This is a genomic window from Novosphingobium sp. NFX11, from assembly GCF_057376415.1.
In genome coordinates, this window is the sequence record NZ_CP080385.1 from 1192322 (window position 1) to 1214389 (window position 22068).

General features: G+C 66.0%; 17 protein-coding genes and 2 pseudogenes. 8 read left to right on the forward strand and 11 right to left on the reverse strand.

Going from position 1 to position 22068, the window contains the following annotated elements; all coding sequences use genetic code 11:
- The first annotated feature begins 14 nt into the window (after positions 1 to 14).
- Entirely contained in the window at positions 15 to 434 is a 420-nt protein-coding gene (locus tag KZO24_RS23265) for a GlcG/HbpS family heme-binding protein (RefSeq protein WP_271184398.1), read from the forward strand.
- 126 nt (positions 435 to 560) lie between these two features.
- Here the strand turns inward: KZO24_RS23265 and KZO24_RS23270 are convergent, their stop codons facing one another.
- The gene (locus KZO24_RS23270; RefSeq protein ID WP_271184397.1) at positions 561 to 1484 is read right to left on the reverse strand and encodes an SMP-30/gluconolactonase/LRE family protein; all 924 of its coding nucleotides are present in this window, start codon (positions 1482 to 1484) and stop codon (positions 561 to 563) included.
- Between the two features lie 131 nt (positions 1485 to 1615).
- Here KZO24_RS23270 and KZO24_RS23275 point away from each other — a divergent pair, with 131 nt between their 5' ends.
- The 7 genes and pseudogenes from KZO24_RS23275 (at position 1616) to glgX (ending at position 12859) form a co-directional block, all read left to right on the forward strand.
- Positions 1616 to 2596 carry a hydroxyacid dehydrogenase gene (locus KZO24_RS23275; RefSeq protein ID WP_486487297.1) on the forward strand — a complete coding sequence of 327 codons (981 nt, stop codon included), beginning with the start codon at positions 1616 to 1618 and terminating at the stop codon, positions 2594 to 2596.
- Positions 2593 to 3315, forward strand: a complete 723-nt coding sequence (locus KZO24_RS23280) for a 4-carboxy-4-hydroxy-2-oxoadipate aldolase/oxaloacetate decarboxylase (protein WP_271184395.1) — start codon at positions 2593 to 2595, stop codon at positions 3313 to 3315. The genes KZO24_RS23275 and KZO24_RS23280 overlap by 4 nt, the downstream gene beginning before the upstream one ends.
- A 219-nt stretch (positions 3316 to 3534) precedes the next feature.
- Positions 3535 to 5964, forward strand: coding sequence for a glycogen/starch/alpha-glucan phosphorylase (locus KZO24_RS23285; RefSeq protein WP_271184394.1), 2430 nt, complete (start codon positions 3535 to 3537; stop codon positions 5962 to 5964).
- Positions 5961 to 8135, forward strand: coding sequence for a 1,4-alpha-glucan branching protein GlgB (gene glgB, locus KZO24_RS23290; protein WP_271184393.1), 2175 nt, complete (start codon positions 5961 to 5963; stop codon positions 8133 to 8135). Before KZO24_RS23285 ends, glgB begins: the two co-directional genes overlap by 4 nt.
- A 178-nt stretch (positions 8136 to 8313) precedes the next feature.
- Positions 8314 to 9576 carry a glucose-1-phosphate adenylyltransferase gene (gene glgC / locus KZO24_RS23295; RefSeq protein WP_008831502.1) on the forward strand — a complete coding sequence of 421 codons (1263 nt, stop codon included), beginning with the start codon at positions 8314 to 8316 and terminating at the stop codon, positions 9574 to 9576.
- A 24-nt stretch (positions 9577 to 9600) separates the two neighbouring features.
- Positions 9601 to 11066 (forward strand): annotated as a pseudogene (gene glgA / locus KZO24_RS23300) (glycogen synthase GlgA).
- Positions 11063 to 12859, forward strand: a complete 1797-nt coding sequence (gene glgX / locus KZO24_RS23305) for a glycogen debranching protein GlgX (protein ID WP_271184391.1) — start codon at positions 11063 to 11065, stop codon at positions 12857 to 12859. The pseudogene glgA and the gene glgX overlap by 4 nt, the downstream one beginning before the upstream one ends.
- Before the next feature lie 140 nt (positions 12860 to 12999).
- Here the strand turns inward: glgX and KZO24_RS23310 are convergent, their stop codons facing one another.
- The 10 genes and pseudogenes from KZO24_RS23310 to KZO24_RS23355 all read right to left on the reverse strand — a co-directional run bounded on the left by KZO24_RS23310 (position 13000) and on the right by KZO24_RS23355 (position 22067).
- Complete coding sequence (locus KZO24_RS23310) at positions 13000 to 14028, reverse strand: response regulator (RefSeq protein ID WP_430098798.1); 1029 nt, start codon at positions 14026 to 14028, stop codon at positions 13000 to 13002.
- Positions 14029 to 14055: 27 nt separating this feature from the next.
- Positions 14056 to 14517, reverse strand: coding sequence for an A24 family peptidase (locus KZO24_RS23315; RefSeq protein ID WP_271184389.1), 462 nt, complete (start codon positions 14515 to 14517; stop codon positions 14056 to 14058).
- A 1-nt stretch (position 14518) separates the two neighbouring features.
- Entirely contained in the window at positions 14519 to 14959 is a 441-nt protein-coding gene (locus KZO24_RS23320; RefSeq protein WP_370425189.1) for a TadE/TadG family type IV pilus assembly protein, read from the reverse strand.
- A 16-nt stretch (positions 14960 to 14975) separates the two neighbouring features.
- A complete protein-coding gene (locus KZO24_RS23325; RefSeq protein WP_271184388.1) occupies positions 14976 to 15146 on the reverse strand; it encodes a Flp family type IVb pilin in 171 nt (56 codons plus the stop codon).
- An 81-nt stretch (positions 15147 to 15227) separates the two neighbouring features.
- Positions 15228 to 17069, reverse strand: a complete 1842-nt coding sequence (locus tag KZO24_RS23330) for a TadG family pilus assembly protein (RefSeq protein WP_271184387.1) — start codon at positions 17067 to 17069, stop codon at positions 15228 to 15230.
- A complete protein-coding gene (locus tag KZO24_RS23335; RefSeq protein WP_271184386.1) occupies positions 17066 to 17749 on the reverse strand; it encodes a tetratricopeptide repeat protein in 684 nt (227 codons plus the stop codon). Before KZO24_RS23335 ends, KZO24_RS23330 begins: the two co-directional genes overlap by 4 nt.
- Positions 17746 to 18657: a type II secretion system F family protein gene (locus KZO24_RS23340; protein ID WP_271184385.1), complete on the reverse strand. Its 912-nt coding sequence runs from the start codon at positions 18655 to 18657 to the stop codon at positions 17746 to 17748. The genes KZO24_RS23335 and KZO24_RS23340 overlap by 4 nt, the downstream gene beginning before the upstream one ends.
- Entirely contained in the window at positions 18657 to 19559 is a 903-nt protein-coding gene (locus tag KZO24_RS23345) for a type II secretion system F family protein (RefSeq protein WP_271184384.1), read from the reverse strand. Before KZO24_RS23345 ends, KZO24_RS23340 begins: the two co-directional genes overlap by 1 nt.
- Positions 19553 to 20904, reverse strand: a pseudogene (locus KZO24_RS23350) (TadA family conjugal transfer-associated ATPase). Before KZO24_RS23350 ends, KZO24_RS23345 begins: the two are co-directional and overlap by 7 nt.
- Positions 20901 to 22067, reverse strand: a complete 1167-nt coding sequence (locus KZO24_RS23355; protein WP_271184382.1) for a CpaE/TadZ family protein — start codon at positions 22065 to 22067, stop codon at positions 20901 to 20903. The pseudogene KZO24_RS23350 and the gene KZO24_RS23355 overlap by 4 nt, the downstream one beginning before the upstream one ends.
- Between the last annotated feature and the right edge of the window lies 1 nt (position 22068).

Consider the following 22068-nt stretch of genomic DNA (forward strand, 5'->3'; position numbering starts at 1 on the left):
GAGAACCTGTGCGCATGATTACCCTCGACCAGTCCCGCAGCCTTATCGCCGCCACTCGTGCCAAGGGGCGCGAAATGGGGCTCAATCCGCTGACCGTCGTGGTGCTCGACGCCGGCGGCCACCTCGTCGCCATGGAGCGCGAGGACGGCTCGGGCTACGGCCGCCCCGACATTGCCGCGGGCAAGGCGGCGGGCGCGCTGGCGATGGGCGTGTCCAGCCGCAAGCTCGGCGACATGGCGGCGGAACGCCCGCAATTCATGGCGGCGCTGTCGGCCGCGTGGCACGGCAAGCTGATCCCGGCGGCAGGCGGCGTGTTGATCCGCGACGAAGCAGGCGTGCTGCTCGGCGCGGTCGGCGTGAGCGGCGACCTCTCGGACAAGGATGAGGAAGCGGCCTTCGCGGGCATTGCAGCGGCAGGCCTGACAGCCGCCTAATTCCTCCCCGAGCTTGTCTCGGGGAGGTGGCAGCCCGTCAGGGCCGACGGAGGGGAATGTTCGAACTCTCCCTCCACCACCGACTACGTCGGCGGTCCCCCTCCCGAGCAAGCTCGGGGAGGATCTTTAAATCGTTGCCTCGTAGATCTCCCGCCCGGCTACCGGCATCTCGACCTTGTAGACCGTCCCCGTGCTCGATTCCGTGAAGAACAACCACCTGTTCCCAGGCCCGCCGTAGGCCGCGTTGGTGGTGTAGCGCCCTTCCGGAACATCGATCCGCAGCATCGGCTCGCCCCGGTCGGAGAACAGCCACACCGCGCCGAAGCCCACATGGCAGACGACGAGGTTGTCGTTCTCGTCGATGGTCAGCCCGTCCGGGCCGGAGCCGCCGGAAAGCTGGATATAGGTCCCGACCTTGGAGATCACCTCGCCGTCATTGACGAGAGGACAACGCCACACCGCATTGGCGCGCGTCACGGCAAGGTAAAGCGCGGTCTCCGCCTTGTTGAGCACGAGGCCGTTGGGGCTGGGAATCCCGTCCAGCATCAGTTCCAGCCGTCCGGTCCCGGCGCGGACGCGGAACAGGCGGCCGTTGGGGTTCTGCCAGCCAGACTGGCCCTGATCGGTGAACCAGATGTCGCCGTTCTTCGCGATCGTCAGGTCGTTGCAGCCCAGGAACGGTTCGAGCAGATAGCGGTCGAACCACGTCTCCGCCTTGCCGCTGGCAGGGTCGCAGATGACCATGCCCTTGTGGTGATCGGCCACCAGCAGGCGTCCGTCGCTCAGGAATTTCATGCCGTTGGGCTGGCCATCGTACTCGAAGCCGACTTCACATTCACCGTCCGGGCTGATCCGGAACAGCCGTCCCCAGGGAATGTCGGTGACCCACAGGTTGCCCGCCGCATCGAAGACCGGCCCTTCGAGGAACACCGGCGCGGCGGCGCCGTGAAGCTGGACCTGCGCCCACTGCGTGCTTTCGCCGAAGCGGCGAAACTTGTCGGGAATACGGCAGAACACTTCCGCGGTGACGGCGGGCGGGGCGGCGAACATCGTCCTCTCCTTCGATTGATCGCCCGGACGGGAAGTGCCCGGATCGGATACATATTATAAGTCGCCAACCGTATTGCAGCTTGACCGTAAGCTAAAGGCCTTTCACCGTCAGGCCCTCCAAAATCGCCCCGATGGTATACATCAAGAACAATGCCCAAGGACACTCCCACCCCTCCCGAGAGCGCGTCTGCATCGTCGATCCGATCCATCCGTCAGGAGTGGAGCGCATCGCGGCGGCGCATGATGTCATCGGACTCGACGATCCCAGCGTGGCCGAAACGACCGTGCTCGTCATCCGCACCAGCCCGCTGGGGCCGGATATCTTCGGCGCGATGCGCGGCCTCAAGGCCATCGTGAAGCATGGCGCGGGTGTGGACAACATCGCCATTCCTGCCGCTACCCAGCAAGGGGTGATGGTCGCCAACACGCCGGGCGGCAACAACTCCACCGCCGTGGCAGAGGGCTCGGTTTCGCTGATGCTCGGCCTGCTGCGCCGCACGCGCGACATGGATGCCCTCGTGCGCGAGGGGCGCTGGGACGAACGTTGGGGCATCCGCCTCGGCGACCTCACCGGTGCCCGCGTCGGTCTGATCGGCTTCGGCCGGATCGCCCGGCAAGTCGCCAAGATCTGCGGCGCCGGGTTCGGGTGTGAGGTGCTGGCCTTTGATCCTGTGGTGTCCGATGCTGAAGTGCGCGCCGCAGGTGTCGAACCGGCAGACCTGACGGGCGTGCTCGGCTGCGACATCGTATCCATTCACGTGCCCCTGACCGAGGGCACCCGCAACCTCATCGATACCGTCGAGCTGGGCATGATGAAGCCGCACGCGCTGCTGGTGAACTGCTCTCGCGGAGGGATCGTCAACGAGGCAGCGCTGGCCGAGGCGCTGCGCTGCGGCCAGATCGCGGGCGCGGGTATCGACGTGTTCGAGGCCGAACCGCCCGCTGCCGACCACCCGTTGTTCGGCCTCTCCAACTGCCTGCTCTCGCCCCACGTCGCGGGCGTGACCGAGGCGGGGATGAAGGACATGGCGCTTCATGTCGCCGCCGTCATCGACACCGTCAGCCGGGGCGAAGTCCCCGCCACCCTGCTCAACCCGGAGGTTCTGCCGTGACCGCGCCCACCAAGTCCGTGATCTATGCCAGGGTGCACCGCCCCGACCCGGCGCTCATCGCCCGCGCCGCGAAGTTCGGCATCGCCGACCTGCACGAAGGCCTTGGCGAGATCGCCGGGCGCATGTGCCTGATGAGCCCGGCCATGGTCCCCATCGCGCCCGGCCAGAAGGTCTGCGGTCCGGCGGTGACGGCGTGGAATTTCCCGGGCGATAACCTCGCCATCCATGCCGCACTTTATACCGCCGAGGCGGGCGACGTGCTGGTCCTGACCAACGGTGGCGGGCATCAGGGCGCGCTGTGGGGCGACGTCGCTTGCACGTTCGCGCAGAAGAAGGGCCTCGTCGGCACCGTCGTCCATGGCGCCACGCGCGACGTCGATGCGATCCGGGACCTCGGCTATCCGGTCTGGTCTACCGCCGTCTCTCCCGAACACCCCAAGAAGCGCGGCCCGGCTGCGGTCAACGTGCCGATCGTGGTCGATAGCGTGCTGGTGGAGCCGGGCGACCTGATCGTCGGCGATTCGGACGGCGTTCTGGTGATCCCGCGCGCGCTGCTGGAACTGGCCGTCACGAATGCCGAGGCCCGCGCAGCCAACGAGGTCGAGTTCCGCCGCCGTATCGGCGAGGGCGAAGTGCTGTTCGACGTCCTCGGCATGCGCAAGCTGGTCGCCGACCTCGGCATCGAGATCAAGGACTGCACCTGGGAGGAGGACCGCTAGGTCCATGCAGGAGGCCGGGGCTGCCTTGCGCGGCTCCGGTCTTTCCCGGGCAGGAAAATCATTGCCGCACTGCACAATCTCTCTTGCCGCATCGCAAGCCTGTGCTAGCCATTACTCCTTAGGAACGGGAAGGGGGCGTCGCCTTCGTCCTGGCATCAACCGGCCCGTCCCGTCGAGCCGTATTCGGTACGTCGGCATGGCCTGCTATGGAGTGTGCTCATGGCCAGCGAACCCGTGTCCGACATCAAGCAAGACGCCGTCTCGCAGATGGAAAAGGACATCCTGCGCGTCCTGCGTCGCCGCATCGGCAAGGATCAGCGCGCGGCCAAGCAGCATGACTGGTACGCATCCTCGATCCTGACCTTGCGCGATCACATCATCGACGCGTGGATCGAATCGACCCAGCGGACGTACGAGGCGGGCGGCAAGCGCGTCTACTACCTCTCGATGGAGTTCCTGATCGGTCGCCTGCTGCGCGACGCGCTCTCGAACCTGGGCGTCACGCGCGACATGGAGAAGGCCCTCGCTTCCTTCGGCCTCGACCTTGCCGAACTGGAGGAGTTGGAGCCCGACGCGGCGCTCGGCAACGGCGGCCTCGGGCGTCTGGCGGCGTGCTTCATGGAGAGCCTCGCGACGCTCGACATTCCGGCTTACGGCTACGGCATCCGCTACGTGAACGGCATGTTCCGCCAGCGCATCGACGACGGCTGGCAGGTCGAACTGCCCGAGACATGGCTCGCTCACGGCAACCCGTGGGAGTTCGAGCGGCTGGAGAGCACCTACCGCATCGGCTTCGGCGGTGAGGTAATCGCCAAGGGCGACGGTGTCATGTGGAACGCGGCCGAGGAAGTGGACGCCACCGCCGTCGATACCCCGGTGGTCGGCTGGCGCGGCAAGCGCGTCAACACGCTGCGGCTGTGGACCGCCAACCCGATCGACCCGCTGAAGCTCGACGCCTTTAACGCCGGCGACCACTTCGGCGCGCTGGCGGAGAAGGTGCGGGCCGAGGCGCTGGTGCGCGTGCTCTATCCGGCCGACTCCAGCCCGGCGGGCCAGGAGCTTCGGCTGCGGCAGGAGTATTTCTTCACCGCCGCCTCGATCCAGGACATCGTGCGCCGCCACGTCCAGTACGAGGGCGATATCCGCACCCTGCCGGACAAGGCCGCGATCCAGCTCAACGACACGCATCCCTCGGTCGCCGTCGCCGAACTGATGCGCGTTCTGGTCGACCTCGAAGGGCTGGAGTTCAACGAGGCGTGGGAGGTCACCAAGAAGACCATCTCCTACACCAACCACACCCTTCTGCCCGAGGCGCTGGAAACCTGGCCGCTGCCGCTGTTCGAGCGCCTGCTGCCGCGCCACATGCAGATCATCTACGCGATCAACAGCCGCGTCCTGCGCGAAGCGCGCAAGGCGGGCCTGACCGACGCGCAGATCGCCGCGATCAGCCTCATCGACGAGAGCGGGGAGCGCCGCGTGCGCATGGCGAACCTCGCGTTCGTGGGCGCGCACTCGATCAACGGCGTCGCCGCGCTGCATACCGATCTGATGAAAGAGACGGTCTTCGCCGATCTCCACGCGCTCTACCCGAGCCGGATCAACAACAAGACCAACGGCGTCACCCCGCGCCGCTGGCTGCAGCAGTGCAATCCCGGGCTCACCAAGGTCATCAGGGACGCCATCGGCCCTGAATTCCTGGACGACGCGGCGAAGCTGTCCGACCTCAACGCGCTGGCGGACGACGCCGCGCTGGGTGAGCGCATCGCGGAGGTCAAGCGATCGAACAAGGTCGCGCTGGCGGACTACATCAAGCGCACGATGGGCATCCGCCTCGATCCCGACGCGATGTTCGACGTCCAGATCAAGCGCATCCACGAATACAAACGCCAGCTGCTCAACCTGATCGAGACGGTCGCGCTCTACGACCAGATCCGCAGCCACCCGGAGCGCGACTGGGTGCCGCGCGTCAAGATCTTCGGCGGCAAGGCCGCGTCGAGCTATCACAACGCCAAGCTCATCATCAAGCTGGCGAACGACATCGCCCGGCGCATCAATTCCGACCCCTCGGTGGGCGGGCTGCTCAAGGTCGTCTACGTGCCCAACTACAATGTCAGCCTGGCCGAGCGGATCATCCCCGCCGCCGACCTGTCGGAGCAGATCTCGACCGCGGGCATGGAAGCCTCGGGCACGGGCAACATGAAATTCGCCCTCAACGGCGCGCTGACGATCGGCACGCTCGACGGCGCCAACGTCGAGATCAAGGAGCACGTCGGCGACGAGAACATCGTCATCTTCGGCCTGACCGCCGAGGAAGTCGCCGCCAAGCGTGCCGAGGGCTACAACCCCCGCGCCATCATCGAGGAATCGCGCGAACTGGGGCAGGCCCTGTCGGCCATCGCCTCGGGCGTGTTCTCGCACGACGATCCGCACCGCTACGAAGGGCTGGTCAACGGCATCTACGAGCATGACTGGTTCATGTGCGCCGCCGATTTCGACAGCTACACCGCCGCCCAGCGCGAAGTCGACGCGCGGTGGGAGAACAAGGCGGGCTGGCGCGCCTCGGCAATCCGGAACATCGCCAACGTCGGTTGGTTCTCCTCGGACCGTACTATCTCCGAGTACGCCAAGGACATCTGGAAAGTTCTGTGAAGCCAACGGAAAGCGCTCTCGAATCCCTGCTTCTAGGAACCAACGCAGATCCGTTCTCGCTGCTCGGCACCCATGCCGGGCCGGACGGGACGCACCTGAGGGCGATCCTTCCGGGCGCCGAGACCGTCGAGGCGTTCAGCCTCGACGGACACTGGCTCGGCAAGCTCGACAAGGTCGATCCGCGCTATCTCTTCGAAGGGCGGCTACGTATCAAGCCGCAGCCGATCCGCTACCGCTGCACAGCGCACGGGCATGACTGGCTTGTAACCGACCCATATACCTTCGGCCCGGTGCTCGGCCCGGTGGACGACCTGCTGATCGCGCAAGGCACGCATTACCGCCTGTTCGACAAGCTGGGCGCGCACCTGATCGAGCATGAGGGCGCGCACGGCGTCCACTTCGCGGTCTGGGCGCCCAACGCCCGGCAGGTCAGCGTGGTGGGCGACTTCAACGACTGGGACGCCAAGCGCCACGTCATGCGCGCCCGCGCCGATATCGGCGTGTGGGAAATCTTCATCCCCGACATCGGCGATTACCGCGCCTACAAGTACCACGTGGTCGGCGCCGACGGCATGGTGCAGCCGCTGAAAGCCGATCCCTTCGCCTTCATGTCGGAAATCCGGCCGGACAACGCCTCGGTCACCGCCGTCCCGGCCAAGCTCGACTGGGGCGACAAGGCCCACCGCGAGCACTGGGCCACCGTCGACGCCCGCAAGGTGCCGGTCTCGATCTACGAGGTCCACCCCGGTTCGTGGAAGCGCGACCGCTGGAACTGGTTCCTCGACTGGGATGCGCTGGCCGACGAACTGATCCCCTACGTGGTCGAGATGGGCTTTACCCATATCGAGTTCCTGCCGATCAGCGAGCACCCCTACGATCCTTCGTGGGGTTACCAGACGACCGGCCTCTACGCCCCGACTTCGCGCTTCGGGGAACCTGCCGGCTTCGCCCGCTTCGTCGACGGCGCGCACCGGGCGGGCATCGGCGTCCTGCTCGACTGGGTGCCCGCGCACTTCCCCAAGGACGAGCACGGCCTCTGCCGCTTCGACGGCACCGCGCTTTACGAACACGCCGACCCGAAGCTGGGCCAGCAGCCCGACTGGGGCACGCTGATCTACAACTTCGGCCGCCGCGAGGTCGCCAGCTTCCTGCTCAACAACGCGCTGTTCTGGGCCGAGCGCTACCACGTCGACGGGCTGCGCGTGGATGCCGTCGCCTCGATGCTCTACCGCGACTACTCGCGCAAGGCGGGCGAGTGGATCGCCAATCAGGACGGTGGCCGCGAGAACTGGGAGGCGGTGGAATTCCTGCGCGAAGTCAACCGCGCCGTCTACCGCGAGCACCCCGGCTTCATGACCATCGCCGAGGAATCGACGGCATGGCCCGGCGTCACCCAGCCCGCCTACGAAGGCGACGGCAAGGGGCGCGAGACCGCGCTGGGCTTCGGGTTCAAGTGGAACATGGGCTTCATGCACGACACGCTGCGCTACATGGCGCGCGATTCCGTGCATCGGAAGTATCACCATGAAGACCTGACCTTCGGCCTCGTCTACGCCTTCTCGGAAAACTACGTCCTGCCGCTCAGCCATGACGAAGTGGTTCACGGCAAGGGCTCGTTGCTGGGCAAGATGAGCGGCGACGACTGGCAGAAGTTCGCGAACCTGCGCGCCTACTACGCCTTCATGTGGGCCTATCCGGGCAAGAAGCTGCTGTTCATGGGGCAGGAATTCGCCCAGCGCCGCGAATGGAGCGAGGAGCGCGCGCTGGACTGGGACTTGCGCGATGCCCCCGCGCACGAAGGCGTGCGCAATCTGGTGAAGGACCTCAACCGCCTCTATCGCACCAAGCCCGCGCTTCACGCAGGGGATTGCGATCCCGAGGGCTTCGAGTGGCTGATCGTCGACGACAAGGAGAACTGCGTCTTCGCCTGGCTGCGCAAGGCACCGGGGGCCAAGCCCATCGCGGTGATCGCCAACATGACGCCCACGATGCGCGTCGGGTATCGCATCCCCCTGCCGATCGACGGCAAGTGGAGCGAAGTGCTCAACAGCGATTCCGTCCACTACGGCGGCACCGGCAAGGGCAACCTCGGTCAGGTGAAGGCGTTGGACGGGCAGGCGACGGTAACCTTGCCGCCATTGGCCACGATCATGCTCGAATACGCCGGATAAGACGATGAACCCGCCTCACCTGTTCGTCATTGCGAGCGCAGCGAAGCAATCCAGGGCGACGCAAAACCGCCCTGGATTGCTTCGCTGCGCTCGCAATGACGAACGATGGTGGTGACGGGACACCCTGAATTACCTCATCAAGTTTCCAATCAGACACATAACTACGGAGAGACATAAAATGAGACCAGCTTCCGGCTCGCCGCTCGCGCGCGATGCCATGGCCTATGTCCTGGCCGGCGGACGAGGCAGCCGCCTGAGGGAGCTGACCGACAATCGCGCCAAGCCCGCCGTCTACTTCGGCGGCAAGGCCCGGATCATCGACTTCGCGCTGTCGAACGCGATCAACTCGGGCATCCGCCGCATCGGCGTCGCCACGCAGTACAAGGCGCATAGCCTGATCCGCCACATGCAGCGCGCGTGGAACTTCATGCGCCCCGAGCGTAACGAGAGCTTCGACATCCTCCCCGCCAGCCAGCGCATTTCGGAGCTGCTGTGGTACGAGGGCACCGCCGATGCGGTTTACCAGAACATCGACATCATCCAGCCGCACGCGCCCAAGTACATGGTGATCCTGGCGGGCGACCACGTCTACAAGATGGACTACGAGCTGATGCTGCAGGAGCACGTCAACTCGGGTGCGGACGTGACCGTGGGCTGCCTCGTCGTGCCGCGCATGGAGGCGGTGGCCTTCGGCGTCATGCACGTCGATGCCGAGGACCGCATCACCGCCTTCGTCGAGAAACCCGCCGATCCGCCGGGCATTCCGGGGCAGGAGGACATGGCGCTGGCCTCTATGGGCATCTACGTGTTCAACACGGATTTCCTGTTCGAGCAGCTGCGCCGCGACGCCGCCGACCCCGACAGCAAGCGCGATTTCGGCGGCGACATCATCCCCTACATCGTCAAGCACGGCAAGGCGCAGGCCCACCGCTTCACCAACAGCTGCATCCGTGCGGCCGAGGAGATCGAGGAATACTGGCGCGACGCGGGCACCCTCGACGCCTATTTCGACGCCAACCTCGACCTGACGGACACCGTGCCCAAGCTCGACATGTACGACCGCGAATGGCCGATCTGGTCGGACTCGGTGGTCGCCGCGCCGGCCAAGTTCGTCCATGACGAAGACGGGCGGCGGGGCCATGCGATCTCGTCGCTGATCTCGAACGACTGCATCGTCTCGGGCGCTCTCGCCCGGCGCTCTCTGCTGATGACGGGCGTGAAGATGGGCAGCTTCTCCAGCGTGGAAGAGGGCGTGATCCTGCCCTACTGCAACATCGGCCGCAGCGCCCAGCTCAAGCGCGTGATCGTCGATTCCGGCGTGCGCATCCCCGAGGGGCTGGTCGTCGGCGAGGACCCCGAACTCGACGCCCGCCGCTTCCGCCGCACCGAGAACGGCGTATGCCTGATCACCAAGCCGATGATCGACCGGCTGGGCCTGTGATGGTGAAACTGTGATGGTGAAACCGTGACCTCGCTGAAAGTCCTGTCCGTTGCCTCCGAGGCGGTGCCGCTGGTCAAGACCGGCGGCCTTGCCGACGTCGCGGGCGCGCTGCCCGGCGCCCTCGCCCCGCACGGGGTGGAGATGACCACGCTGCTGCCCGGCTACCCCTCGGTGCTGGCGGCGTTGGGACGACGGCCCAAGGTGGTCTACGCATGGGACGCGCTGCTCGGCACCCCGGCGCGGCTGCTGGCGGGCACCTTGCCCGATGGCCACCCGCTGCTGGTGCTCGATGCCCCCGCTCTCTATTCGCGGGAGGGAGGCCCTTACTCCGACGCTGCCGGGATCGACTGGGCGGACAACTGGCAGCGCTTCGCCGCTCTCGGAAAAGCCGCTGCCGAGATCGCAGGCGGGGTGATCGTCAAGCGGGGCAAGCCACAGGGCTTCGATGTTCTCCATGCGCACGACTGGCAGACCGCTATGGCGCCCGCATACCTGCGTTACGTGCCGCTGAGTGCCGCTGAGTGCCGTTCGGTCATCACCATCCACAACATGGCTTTTCAGGGTTGGTTCGCGCCGGAAGTCTTTGATCGCATTGAACTTCCTGAGAGCGCTTGGGCACTCGACGGGGTCGAATACCACGGCGGCTTGGGAATGCTGAAAGCGGGCCTCTCCAGCGCCGATGCGATCACCACCGTCAGCCCCACATATGCCCGCGAAATCCGCTCCACCGTGTTCGGAATGGGCCTCGAAGGCCTGATCGTGGAGCGCGGCGGCGCGGTTCACGGCATCCTCAACGGCATCGACGCAAACGTGTGGAATCCGGCTTCCGACGCGGCTTTGGCGGCCCCCTACAGCCACCGCACGCTGGACAAACGCCGCGCCAACAAACGCGCCCTGGAGGCCGAATTCGGCCTCGACGAAGGCGACGGCCCGATCTTCATCGTCGTTACCCGCCTGACCTGGCAGAAGGGTATGGACGTCCTCCCGGACGTCCTCGACCACCTCGTCGGAATCGGCGGAAGACTTGCACTTCTGGGCTCCGGTGACGCTGCGCTGGAGCGCGCCCTGATCGAAGGCGCCGCCCGCCATCCCGGCCGCGTCGGCATCCGCATCGGCTACGACGAGGCGCTGTCCCACCGCATGCAGGCGGGCGGCGACGCGATCCTCATCCCCTCGCGCTTCGAGCCTTGCGGCCTGACGCAGCTCTACGGCCTTGCCTATGGCTGCCTGCCGGTCGTCGCCCGCACCGGGGGCTGGCGGACACCGTGATCGACGCGAATCCGGCCGCTCTGGCCGCAGGCTGCGCCACCGGCGTCCAGTTCGACGGCGTCGACTACGATGCCCTCGCCGCCGCGATCACCCGCACCGTCCAGCTTCACGCCCAGCCCGAAGTGTGGGAACGCCTCCAGAAGAATGCGATGAAAAGCGACTTTTCATGGCAGGCCAGCGGCAAGGCCTACGCCGACCTCTATCGCACGCTGGCGGCATGAAGCCCCTCGGCGCCCGGGTGGAGGCGGGCGAAACCTGCTTTACCGTGCGCTCTCCCCGGGCCGAGGCGCTCTGGCTCTGCCTCTTCGACGGAGAACGGGAAACCCGCCATCGAATGGTGAGAACTGCCGCAGACTGGACGCTCACGCTGCCAGGCGACCTTTCCGGCACGCATTACGGCTATCGCGCGGAGGGCCGCTGGGCACCAATGGAAGGGCATTGGTTCGATCCGGCCAAGCTGCTTGTGGACCCCTATGCCGTCGAGCTCGACCGCCGCTTCGTGCAGAGCCCGCGCCTCGCTGCGTTGGGGGAAGATACCGCCGACATCGTTCCGCGCGCAGTCGTCCCCGAGCCTAACCCTGCCGGACCAACAGAAGCACCCCGCTTCGCGCGCGGCGGGCTAATCTACGAGCTTAACGTCCGCGCTTTCACGATGCTTCACCCCGAAGTGCCCGAGCCCTTACGCGGGACCGTAGCCGCACTCGCGCATCCGGCCGTTCTGGCGCACTTCGTCAAGCTCAACGTCACCGCCGTGGAACTGATGCCAATCGTCGCCTGGGTCGACGAACGGCACCTGCCTCCGCTTGGACTGGTCAATTCGTGGGGTTACAACCCGGTCGCAATGATGGCGCTCGATCCCGGCCTCTGCCCCGGTGGCGTAGAAGAATTGCGCCGGACCGTTGCGGCGCTCCATGACGCGGGGATCGGCGTGTTGCTGGATCTTGTGTTCAACCACTCCGGCGAGAGCGATATTCACGGCGGCGTCCTGTCGTTGCGCGGTCTTGATGATGCAATGTATGCGCACGCCCCCAGCGGTCAGCTCATCAACGATACCGGTTGCGGGAACACACTCGATTTCGCCAATCCCGCCGTGCGGCGGCTGACGCTCGACACGATGCGGCATTTCGTCGAACGTTGCGGCATCGACGGGTTTCGTTTCGACCTCGCTCCGATCATGGCCCGCGGCCCCGGCTTCGATCCCGCCGCGCCGATCTTCGCCGAGATTGCCCGCGACCCGGTGCTCGGCGACCGGGTCCTGATCGCCGAACCCTGGGACATTGGCCCCGGCGGCTATCAGCTCGGGCAGTTCCCCGCCACCTGGCTCGAGTGGAACGACCGTTTTCGCGACGACGTGCGCCGCTTCTGGAAAGGCGACACCGCCATCGGCATACTGGCCACGCGCCTTGCGGGATCAACCGACATCTTCGGCCCGCAATCGCCGGCCGAAGGCTGTCGCTCGATCAACTTCCTCGCAGCGCATGACGGGTTCACACTGGCCGATACGGTGGCGTACGAGCATCGCCACAACGAGGCTAACGGCGAGGACAACCGCGACGGCCACGGTGAGAACTTCAGCTGGAACAACGGCGTCGAAGGGGCGACCGAGGATCTGACGATCGCACAGGCCCGGCGTCGCGATCTCGAAGCCCTGCTTGGCACCCTGTTCGCATCGACAGGTACGATAATGCTGACCGCCGGGGATGAGTTCGGACGCACCCAGTACGGCAACAATAACGCCTATTGTCAGGACAACGCGATCGGCTGGATCGACTGGGAAGCCCGCGACAAAGGACTGGAAGACCATGTCGTCACCTTGTCCGCCGCAAGAGCGGCCAGACGCGCGCTGTTCGAGCGGTTCCCCGAACCGGTAGTCTGGCAGACCCGCGATGGCGACCCGATGAGCGTCGAGGATTGGGAACATCCGGACGCCGACTGGCTGGGTTGCAAGTCGAACGCCGGAGATTTCGGCTTTACTATTGACCGTGCGACAAGGCACGTCAGCATCGCCATCTGAGAGCCGAACCGTGGTACGTTCAGCCGACGCTGCCATCCTGCGGCAATTCGCGACCTGACTGCGTCGGCGAAACTTTTCTAAATTATTGTTTTAACGTATTTTCTGATACATTAAATAATTCCGCCTGATGAGAAAATGCTCTAGCCCCCGCTGCGCAGTTGCTCCGTCAGATAGTTCATCAGTGGTTGCTCGAACCTGGAGTTGATGACCAGGAAATGTCGGCGCTTGTCCTGCTCATCCGGCAGTCGGCATAGGACGTCCTCATCGACCAGGCGGCGGACCAGACGGAGAGCCGTGCTCATCGGGGCGCCGGAAGCGATGCAGGCACTGGATACCGACACACGCCTCGCCTCGATCTTGGCCAGCAGCAGATCGAGCAGCATCGCCCAGGTCGGATCGCCGAAGAGTTCACCGCCGCCGATCTCCCGCCGCTTGCTTTCCTTGCGCAGCAGATCCTTGATGAACTGGCGCAAGTGGACTGGCTCCACGGCCTCGGCGCTGACTGGGGGAACGCTGCTTTCCGCCGCTCGATCGCGAAACGCCGGAGGCACGGGCTCATCGATCAGCCCCGCCAGACGTTGCAATTCGCCGCTAAGCTGCGACATCCTGTCCAGCAGCACCTTGCGTTCGCCAACAGCCTCGGGAAGCCCCTGCACGCGCTGAAGGGCACGACGCAGATCGACGGGGCTGATCGGCTTTTCCAGAAAGTCTGCAGCCGAAGCACGCATCGCGTCGATGGCTACGTCCTTGGTGGCATGGCCCGTCGCGATGATGAAGCGCAACTGGCGCTCATGCTCTTCAGCGTAAAGCGAAAGCTCGCGAATCAAGGCGATGCCGTCCAACCCGGGCAAGTTGTAGTCGACGATCGCGATCGAAATGTCATGCGCTCGAAACAGCGTCTGCGCTTCATCCGCGTTCGAAGCGACGAAAGGCTCGTATCCCATCTGCCGCAGCGCGAAGGCGCATTCCATGCCCCAGTCGGTATCGTCATCGACGACAAGTACCGGCGATACCTGCCGAAACACGCCGGCTTCCATTGCCGAGGGAATTTCAGACATACGCGTTGCTCCTTGCGAGATCTCCGCACCGTCGTCTTCTGATTCAGTAGTCTGTGGACCAAGAAGCGCCCCAATGCGTATCCGCCAATTCTTCGGCATCGCTTCTTCCAATTCCGTTATTTTCTACAGAACGCCCTGTCACATTCCCGGCAGATGTTGTTGCATGGCAACCGACACGATTGCTACCGCTAAAATTGCCGATGCATCAGGCCGCCGTCGCACGGCGCCCGCTTTCTGGAATGCCGCCAGGGCGAAAAGGGTAAGTAGCGCCACCGTGACCATGGCGAAGGTTCCGGCAAGGCCAAGCCACGTCGCCCCTGCCGCCAGTAGCTTGATCTGGCCTCCGGTGAGCACGCGAGCGCCGGTATATGCCCGCAGCAGAGCCACCGCGAGACTCGCGACCGCCAGGCTTCCTGCGCCTGCCGCGCAGGCCCGGACCAGTCCTGGAACGCCGCCGAAAGCCGTGGCTCCAAGCAATCCGAACGTGGCCAGCACGATATAGAGCCAGTCCGGCGTGGTCCTTCCCTCCCAGGGAAGGACCACTACCGGGATCAGTGCGAGCAGTAGAAAGGCAAGATAGAAATATCCTGCAGCTTCCATATCAGTATCCTCCGTTGGTCACCGTCACGTTGGCTTCGACGTTGCTGTCGGGAAGCGGCACGAAGGCTCCGTACTTCATGATCGGACTCCCGCTCATGTCGTAGCGCACCTCCACCCGGAACGTGCCGCTGGTATCGCCCACCCCCGCTGTGATCTGCGGCTGCGACTTGCCGCCAAGCAGCGACCCGTAATTGTCGATCACCGCCTGCGCACGGTCCTGCGCGAGCGTGACCCGCTCGCTGAGGGACAGGCCGGCGACTGCCGCCCTCGCCCCCTCGGCCGCCGCCTGCCTCACGCCGATCAGCGCCGTGAAGTAGATCGAATAGACGATCACTCCGAACACCAGGGCAAGCAGCGCCGGAGCTAGGAGGGCGAACTCCAGCGCCGCTAGGCCCTTTTCGCACTTCAGCAGTCGGAGCGGTGTCCTTGCCGTCATGCGCATGGCACAACCTCCCCGATCAGGTCTGGTTGAACAGGTTGGTGAACGCGGCCGAGAGGTCGTCGTTGAACTGCGAACCAATCGCGACGATCGCGGCCACTACGATGCCGCCCAGCACCGCGTATTCAACTGCAGTCAGGCCGCGCTCATCGGTGCGCAGGCGGGTCACGAGATTAAGGATCGAATTCATCATAGTTACACTCCCCATTTCCCTCCGTGTTGAAGAGGCGACCGGGGAGCGGAGGGGCTCCCATGGCGCCATGCATTGCGATTAGATCAGCACCGGCACTCCGCAGCGCACACCGCCCACCCAAAAGGTGCCGTGACCCAGCTGTATGCCGAGGGCCACGAGGACATTGGTGAGCAGCGGATCGACGACGGCGGTGACGATGCCGGTCACGGGCTGGGTGACGGCCGGGATCAACTGGCTGTCGAGCAGCGGCTGTACCAGCGAGCAAAGCCCGAGCAGACAGTTGATCTCCAGCCCGCCCGGCCCCGTGAGACTGTTGACGAGACCCTGCACGGTATTGCCTACGCGCGCGCCGTTGAGCACCGATTGCGGGATACCGGCCCGAGTGGGACCGCCGATCGTGCCCGGCCCGAAGACCAGCGTGTTACCCTGGGGTTCGCCGCCCAGCACCGGCTCAGCGATCGCGCGGCCCTTGATCGTCACGTCGACGAGTTGGGTCAGCAGCGGCAGTTTGATCGGGATACCTGCGTGTACGATCTCGGTCTTGGTAATATCCGATGCCTTGATCGGCAGCAGCGGCTTATCCATCGCCCAGCCCGGCATGTCGCCGATATAGGCGCTGACAAGCGCCGAGTGGCCGACGACGCGCACCGTGGTGTTCGTCTGCTGGTCCACCCCCGGCGCGCAGTCGATGCGGTCGATCGAACCGTCGGCCGACTGGATGTCGATGATCACCGGAACGTTCGCGCGCGCAATGTTAAGCGGCAGGTTGAGCAACGTCACCTGTACCTTGAGCCGCAGCATCGAGGTGCCCACCTCGGTCTCACCTGCCGGGCCAAACGAAAAGCGCGGACGGTTGACCGGCCCCGACGCTGCGGCGGCAATCGTCACCTGGCTGCCGGTCAGCAGTGGCGGAGGGGACACGGCGGCGATGACCTGCGAAAGATCGAGCGCGGCGGGATCGTCCTGCACCGCGTAGCTGATCAACTGGTAGGCATTGAGTCCCGCACGGAGCGCAGGCGCCACGTCCGCTTCGCCCACCTTCATGTTGCGCCACACGCCGACCTTGAACAGTCCCCGCAGCGGCACCCGGTGGCCGCCCGGCACGAAGCTGTTGAAGGCGTTCAGGGCATTGCGCGTATCGCCCGGGCCAGCCGCCTCGGCCGCGGCCGCGACGATGTCGCGCAAGTCGTAAGTCCCCTTGACGAGATCGCCGTAAGTACCGGTGAAGCCCGAACGCTCGGCCAATTCGTCGAAGAACAGCCCGGCATCGACATTGCCGCCGAGCAGCGCCTCGATCTGCGATGAAGACAAGTTCAGCGAGATGCCGAGCAGGCCGCCAAGCACGCCGTTGACCGCGTGCAGCAGCCCGCCGACGCCCATGGTACTGACGTCGAGCAGGCCGGATGTGGCAGAAATCCCGGCCTCGTCGATGCGCGCCGCGCTGGCGGTGGCGGCGAGCTCGGGAATCGGGCTCATGTCCCCCAGCACACCGGTCAGGAACTGGCGGCTACCCTTGCTCGTGGTCACGCGGACTGCATTGGGGCGCACCGCGCTGCCGGCACAATCGGCAGGCAGGGCGCCCGGAAGGAAGAAGCGCGAACCGGCGTTGTCCGCCGCTTTTCTGTCGTCGTTCGCGCAGTAGTAACCGATTTCGACGTTGCGAATTACCGAAGGATCGTAACCGTTGTGCTGAAGGTAAGTCTCGGCCAGCGAGCGGGCATCATCCGGCCGCATGGAAGCCGCAAGTGCTGCCGCCTCGGTCGCAATGCGCAGTTCGCGATTGCCGCTGTAGTAAAGCGCTACATCGAGCGCGAGACCGGCCGAGAGGAGCAGGGGCACGCCCAGCACGGCCACGGCGGGCGCCACCACGCCGCGCTCGTCCCGCCGCAGACGGCGGATGGTTGCTCTTAGACGGCTCATGACCCGGCCACCTTGATGCCGCTGCCTGCCGCCGCGATCCGCGCTGCCTCGCCCGCCACCTGCTGGCGCAGCTGCGACTTGGCCTTGGTGTCCGTCATGCCGGAAAGCAGCGCGTCAGCTTCGCCCAGCCGCCCGTTGAGAGTGAGCGCGAGGATGAGGTTGTTGCGCACCACTTCATCACCCGGCGCAAGGTCGTGAGCCGCGCGCAGCGTCTCGACCGCCTCGGCGGTCTGCCCAGCGCGCAGGCGCGCATAGCCAAGTGCATTGGTGATGAAGGCATCGGCGGGGCTGGCCTGCGACGCCGCCGCGTATTGCGTCACCGCCTGCGGCCACTGTCCTTCGGCGGCCAGCACATGGCCCCGCACGGCAAGCGCGGCGCCGCTGCGATCGTTACCCGGAATGCGCCCCAGCGCCGTGCGCGCGGCATCGACTTGCCCGAGGTCCAGCAGGCAGTTGACGCGCAGGACACGGGCCTGCGGATCGTCGGGATGCTTGCGGTCGAAATCGTCGAGATAGGCCAGCGCGGCGCGGGCACGGCCGTCCGCGCGCGCCTGCTGGATCAGCGTCAGGTACAAGGTGCGGGTGGAGGTTTCCTCCTGCACTTCGGCAGCGCGATCGGCTGCGAAAGCGGGGCCGGCGGCGAAAAGGAACACAGTCGCGGGCAGCAGATGACGGATCATTTCCCGGAACTCCGCAGCGTGTCGAGGATAGCGGCGACCGGCGGTCCCGCCAGGACGATGAAGAGCGCAGGCATGAAGAATACCAGCATGAGCACGACCATGCGCACGGTGATCTTGCCGATGGCCTCGCGGGCGCGGGCGACGCGGCGCTGCGAGAACTCCCGGATGTATTCGCGCAGGGCAGGCACCAGTTCCATGCCCTGGAACAGCGACTGGCGGAACAGCGCCGCCAGTTCGCGCGCCCCGCTGACGCCGACGCGCGTGGCCCAGCGGTCGAATGCGACCTGATAGTCCTGCCCTCGGTCGAGGTCCTCGACCAGCATGGCCACCAGCCGGGCGTGGTTGGGCACTGCCACCTGCTCGTCGCGGGCGATGCCGCGGAAGCACTGGTCGAGCGAGACACCGCTTTCCAGCATCATTAGCATGAGGTCGAGCAGGAACGGGAATTCCGCCGTCAGCACCCGCTCACGCGATGCCGCGCGCATCTGCAGCGCGTATTTGGCACCGATATAGGTAAGCCCGGTCAGTGCGAAAGTCGGGAAGATCGGCTTGAGCGGATTGCCGGTGACCACAAAGCAGGTCGCCATCGATGCGACCATGACCGCCAGCGTCGCACCCAGACGCAGCGCCACGAATACGTCGAGCGCGCCTGGCTCGAAATAGCCCGCCGCGCGCAGGCGCTTCTCGATCTCAGCCTTGTCGCGCCCTTGCGCCAGCAGCGCGCGGGGTGCGCGCATCGTGCGCCAGTTGCGCCCTGCGGCGGCGGCGCCCGAGGTCCCGGACGTCGCCCGGCCATCGACCCGCGCCCGCAACCGTGCGTCGGTCTGCAACCAGCGCAGCCCGATCAGCGCCACGGCAAGGCCCGAGACGGCCGCGATGAGCGAGATCGAGGCGAGGAACCCGGCCATCAGAACGACAGCCTCATCATCCGGCGGATTATCATGATGCCGATGAATTCCAGCCCGATCGCGACCATCGACATGTTGCGCCCGCGCGGATCGGAGATGAAGAAATCGATGTAGGCCCGGTTCATCGCCACCAGCAGCGTCATCGCCAGCAGCGGCATCGCGATCAGCACCCGCGCGCTGACTTTCGCTTCCGACGTCGCAGCCTGCAGATCGCGGCGGATGCGAACGCGCTCACGCAGGATATTGGCAAGGTTGCCGAATACCGTCGCGATCGATCCGCCGTAGCGCAAGTTCGTGCGGATGGCCGCGGCGATCATCGAGACTTCCGGAATCTGCAAACGGTCGGCGAGGTGCTGCACGGTTTCCGCGACCGGAGCACCCATCGCCAGGCGCCGCCCGACCGGCGCGAAGTAGCTGGCCACCGCCTCGGGCGCATCCGCCAGCGCGCGCGTCAGGGCCTGAGAGAGCGAATTGCCCACCGACTGAAGCTGGCGCACCCCGTCGAGATAGAGCGGCAACGCTTCGGTCAGCGCGTCCACGCGCTTGCGCGCGCGGCCCTTCAGCCAGGACAGCGCCAGCATCGGCACGCCCACGATCAGCACCAGTGCAGCGGCAGGGCCGAACAGCAGCAGCACGATAAGCGTGAGCACCAACATGACGCCGATCAGGGTCTGGAGCGCAGGCACCGTCAGTTCGACCTGCGCCTGCGCGAGCAGTGGCGCAATGCGCTCAGGCACCGTCACCGCCACCAGCGGCCGGACGATTATCTTCCCGGGCGAAGCGATGGCCTCCAGCCGGCGGTCGAGCGTCACGCGGTCCCGCATGCGCTGGGCAAACCACTGCCACGCAACCGCGCCGACGATCAGCAGCGCCAGCAGGAGATAGGCGCCGCCCTTCACCATGCCGGGCCATCCTTGTCCACGACCGGGCTGGCGTAGTCCTTGAGCCGCGCGGCATGGTAGGGGCGCGGTGACAAGGTACGGTGCAGCCCCTCGCCCGACATCGGCGGCTGCTCCTCGAAATGGAACAGTTCGTTGAGCGTATAGGCCTCGCCCTCCACGCCAGTCACTTCGGCGACCGAGGTAATCCGGCGCGAACCGTTGGCGAGGCGCTGGATGTTGACGATCGCGTGGATCGAATTGGCGACGAAGCGGCGAACCGCGCGCACGTCGTTCTGCTGGCCCGCGAAGCCGAGCAACATCTCCAGACGGGAGAGCGCATCGCGCGGCGTGTTGGCGTGCAGCGTCGCCATCGAGCCGTCATGACCGGTGGACATCGCCTGCAGCATTTCCACCGCCTCTACCCCGCGCACTTCGCCCAGGATGATGCGGTCGGGACGCATGCGCAGCGCATTGCGCACGAGGTCGCGCGCGCTGACCTCGCGGCTGCCATCGACGTTGGGGGGCGAGTTTCGAGGCGAACGACGTGCTCCTGCCGCAACTGCAGTTCGGCCGCGTCCTCGATGGTGACGAGACGTTCCTTGTTGCTGATGCAGCTCGACAGCACGTTGAGCAGGGTCGACTTGCCCGCGCCGGTGCCACCGCAGATCAGGATGTTGAGCCGCGAGCGCACGGCGCTGGTCAGGAACGCGGCCATCGCCGGGCTCATCACGCCGCCCGCGACGCAGTCCTCGATGCTCAGCGCCTGGAGCCGGAACTTGCGGATCGAAACCAGCGGGCCGTCGAGCGCGATCGGCGGGATGACGATGTTGACGCGCGAACCGTCGGCGAGGCGTGCATCGACGAAAGGCGTCGCCTCGTCCACGCGGCGGCCGATCGGGCCGACGATGCGCTGGATGATGTTCATCAGGTGGGCATCGTCGCGGAAACGGGTCTCGACCCGCTCAAGGATGCCCGCGCGCTCGGCGTATATGGTGTTGGCGCCATTGACGATGATGTCGTCGATGCTCGCATCGCGAAGCAAAGGCGCGAGCGGGCCGAGGCCGACCACTTCGTCCTCGATATCCTCGATCAGCAGCAACCGCTCGGCGCTGTTGAGCGCAAGCTGGCCGCGGCGGCTGCGGCTGCTGATGACCTGCTCGATCTCCTGGCGCAGCGTGCGTCGGTCGAGGGATTCGGCGGTGATGCCCTGCGTCTCGAGCTGCTCGATCACTTGCGCGCAGGTGAGTGCCTTGACCGCCTGATAGCTGTCGCTCATCCGCTGAGCGGCCGGCTGCGCGATCGGCGCCTTACGCCGAGGCTCGGTCAGCGCCTCCTCGGGCACGAAGTCGTTGGTGAGCAGGCTCATGCGCTACGCTCCACCGAACGCAGGATGGCGCGGCGCATGCGGTCGATGCCGAAGTTCGTGCTCTTGGCCTGCGTCGAAATCCCGCAGGCGCGGCGGATCGCCTGGGCATAGCTGCCCCCGTCGCGCTCCATCATCAGCGGACGGCCCGCGTTGAGCGCGTTGCTCTGGCTCACATGGTCCACCGGCACGCCGAGCACGGTGTCGATGTCGAGCGTATCGGCGATACGGCGACCGTCGAGCAGGATGCGCGGGTCGTGCTCCCACACCAGCAACCGCAGCCGCTGCGCACTCGCAGTGTCCATTGCCACGCGGTCGAGCAGGCGGCGGGTGGAGTCGAGTTCACGGATCGACTGGCTGCAGACCACCTCGACGCTCTGCGCCTGCGAGGCGAGTTCGCGCAGCAGGCCGCCGTTGCGCAGCGATCCACCGCACAGAACGACATGGCCGCAACTGGTGCGCAGAAGCTGGATCAGCCCGACGATGTCGGCCGGACCGATGCCGACCGGCTCCGCGCCGGTGCCGCCGTCGAGCGTCAGCAGCGACAGGCCGGAGCGCTCGTGATGGGCCAGTGCATCGCCGAGCAGGCTGGCATCCATGCGGTCGATGTCGGATATGGCCGAAGCGATCCCGTAATCCACCTTGAGGTCGAGATAGGCTTCGGCCGTGCTGGTCGGCAGGGTGCAGTCGATCAGCAACGTCGAAGTGCCATCGAGGCAATGCGCCAGTGCCATGTCGGTCGCCACCACGGCCGTTGCATCGCGGTCGGTGCCGAGGACCAATGTGAAGCGCCCGAGCCGCCCGTGGCTCGTCAACGACGTGTTGAGCACGCGCGAGAGGATCTCGCTGACTTCCGCCGCCACCGCGCCGCGCGGCATCACGTCGGCCGCACCCGAGCGGATCGCCTGGAGCACGTGGCCCGCGTACATGTCCTCGGTCGCCAGCACGATCGAACGTCCGGCCGCCGCCTGCGAGACCTCGGCGATGACCGAGGCCATGGCCCGCTCTGCCGGGATCGAGGCGTGGTCGATGACGACGATGCCGGGCCCTTCGAACTCGGCGCCGTCCAGCGACTGCACCATTTCGACCGCCACGTGCGCGCCCATCGCGTCGGAGATTCGCTGCGCGAGGGCGCGGTCGATGGAAAGAAGATGGATGCGTGCCATG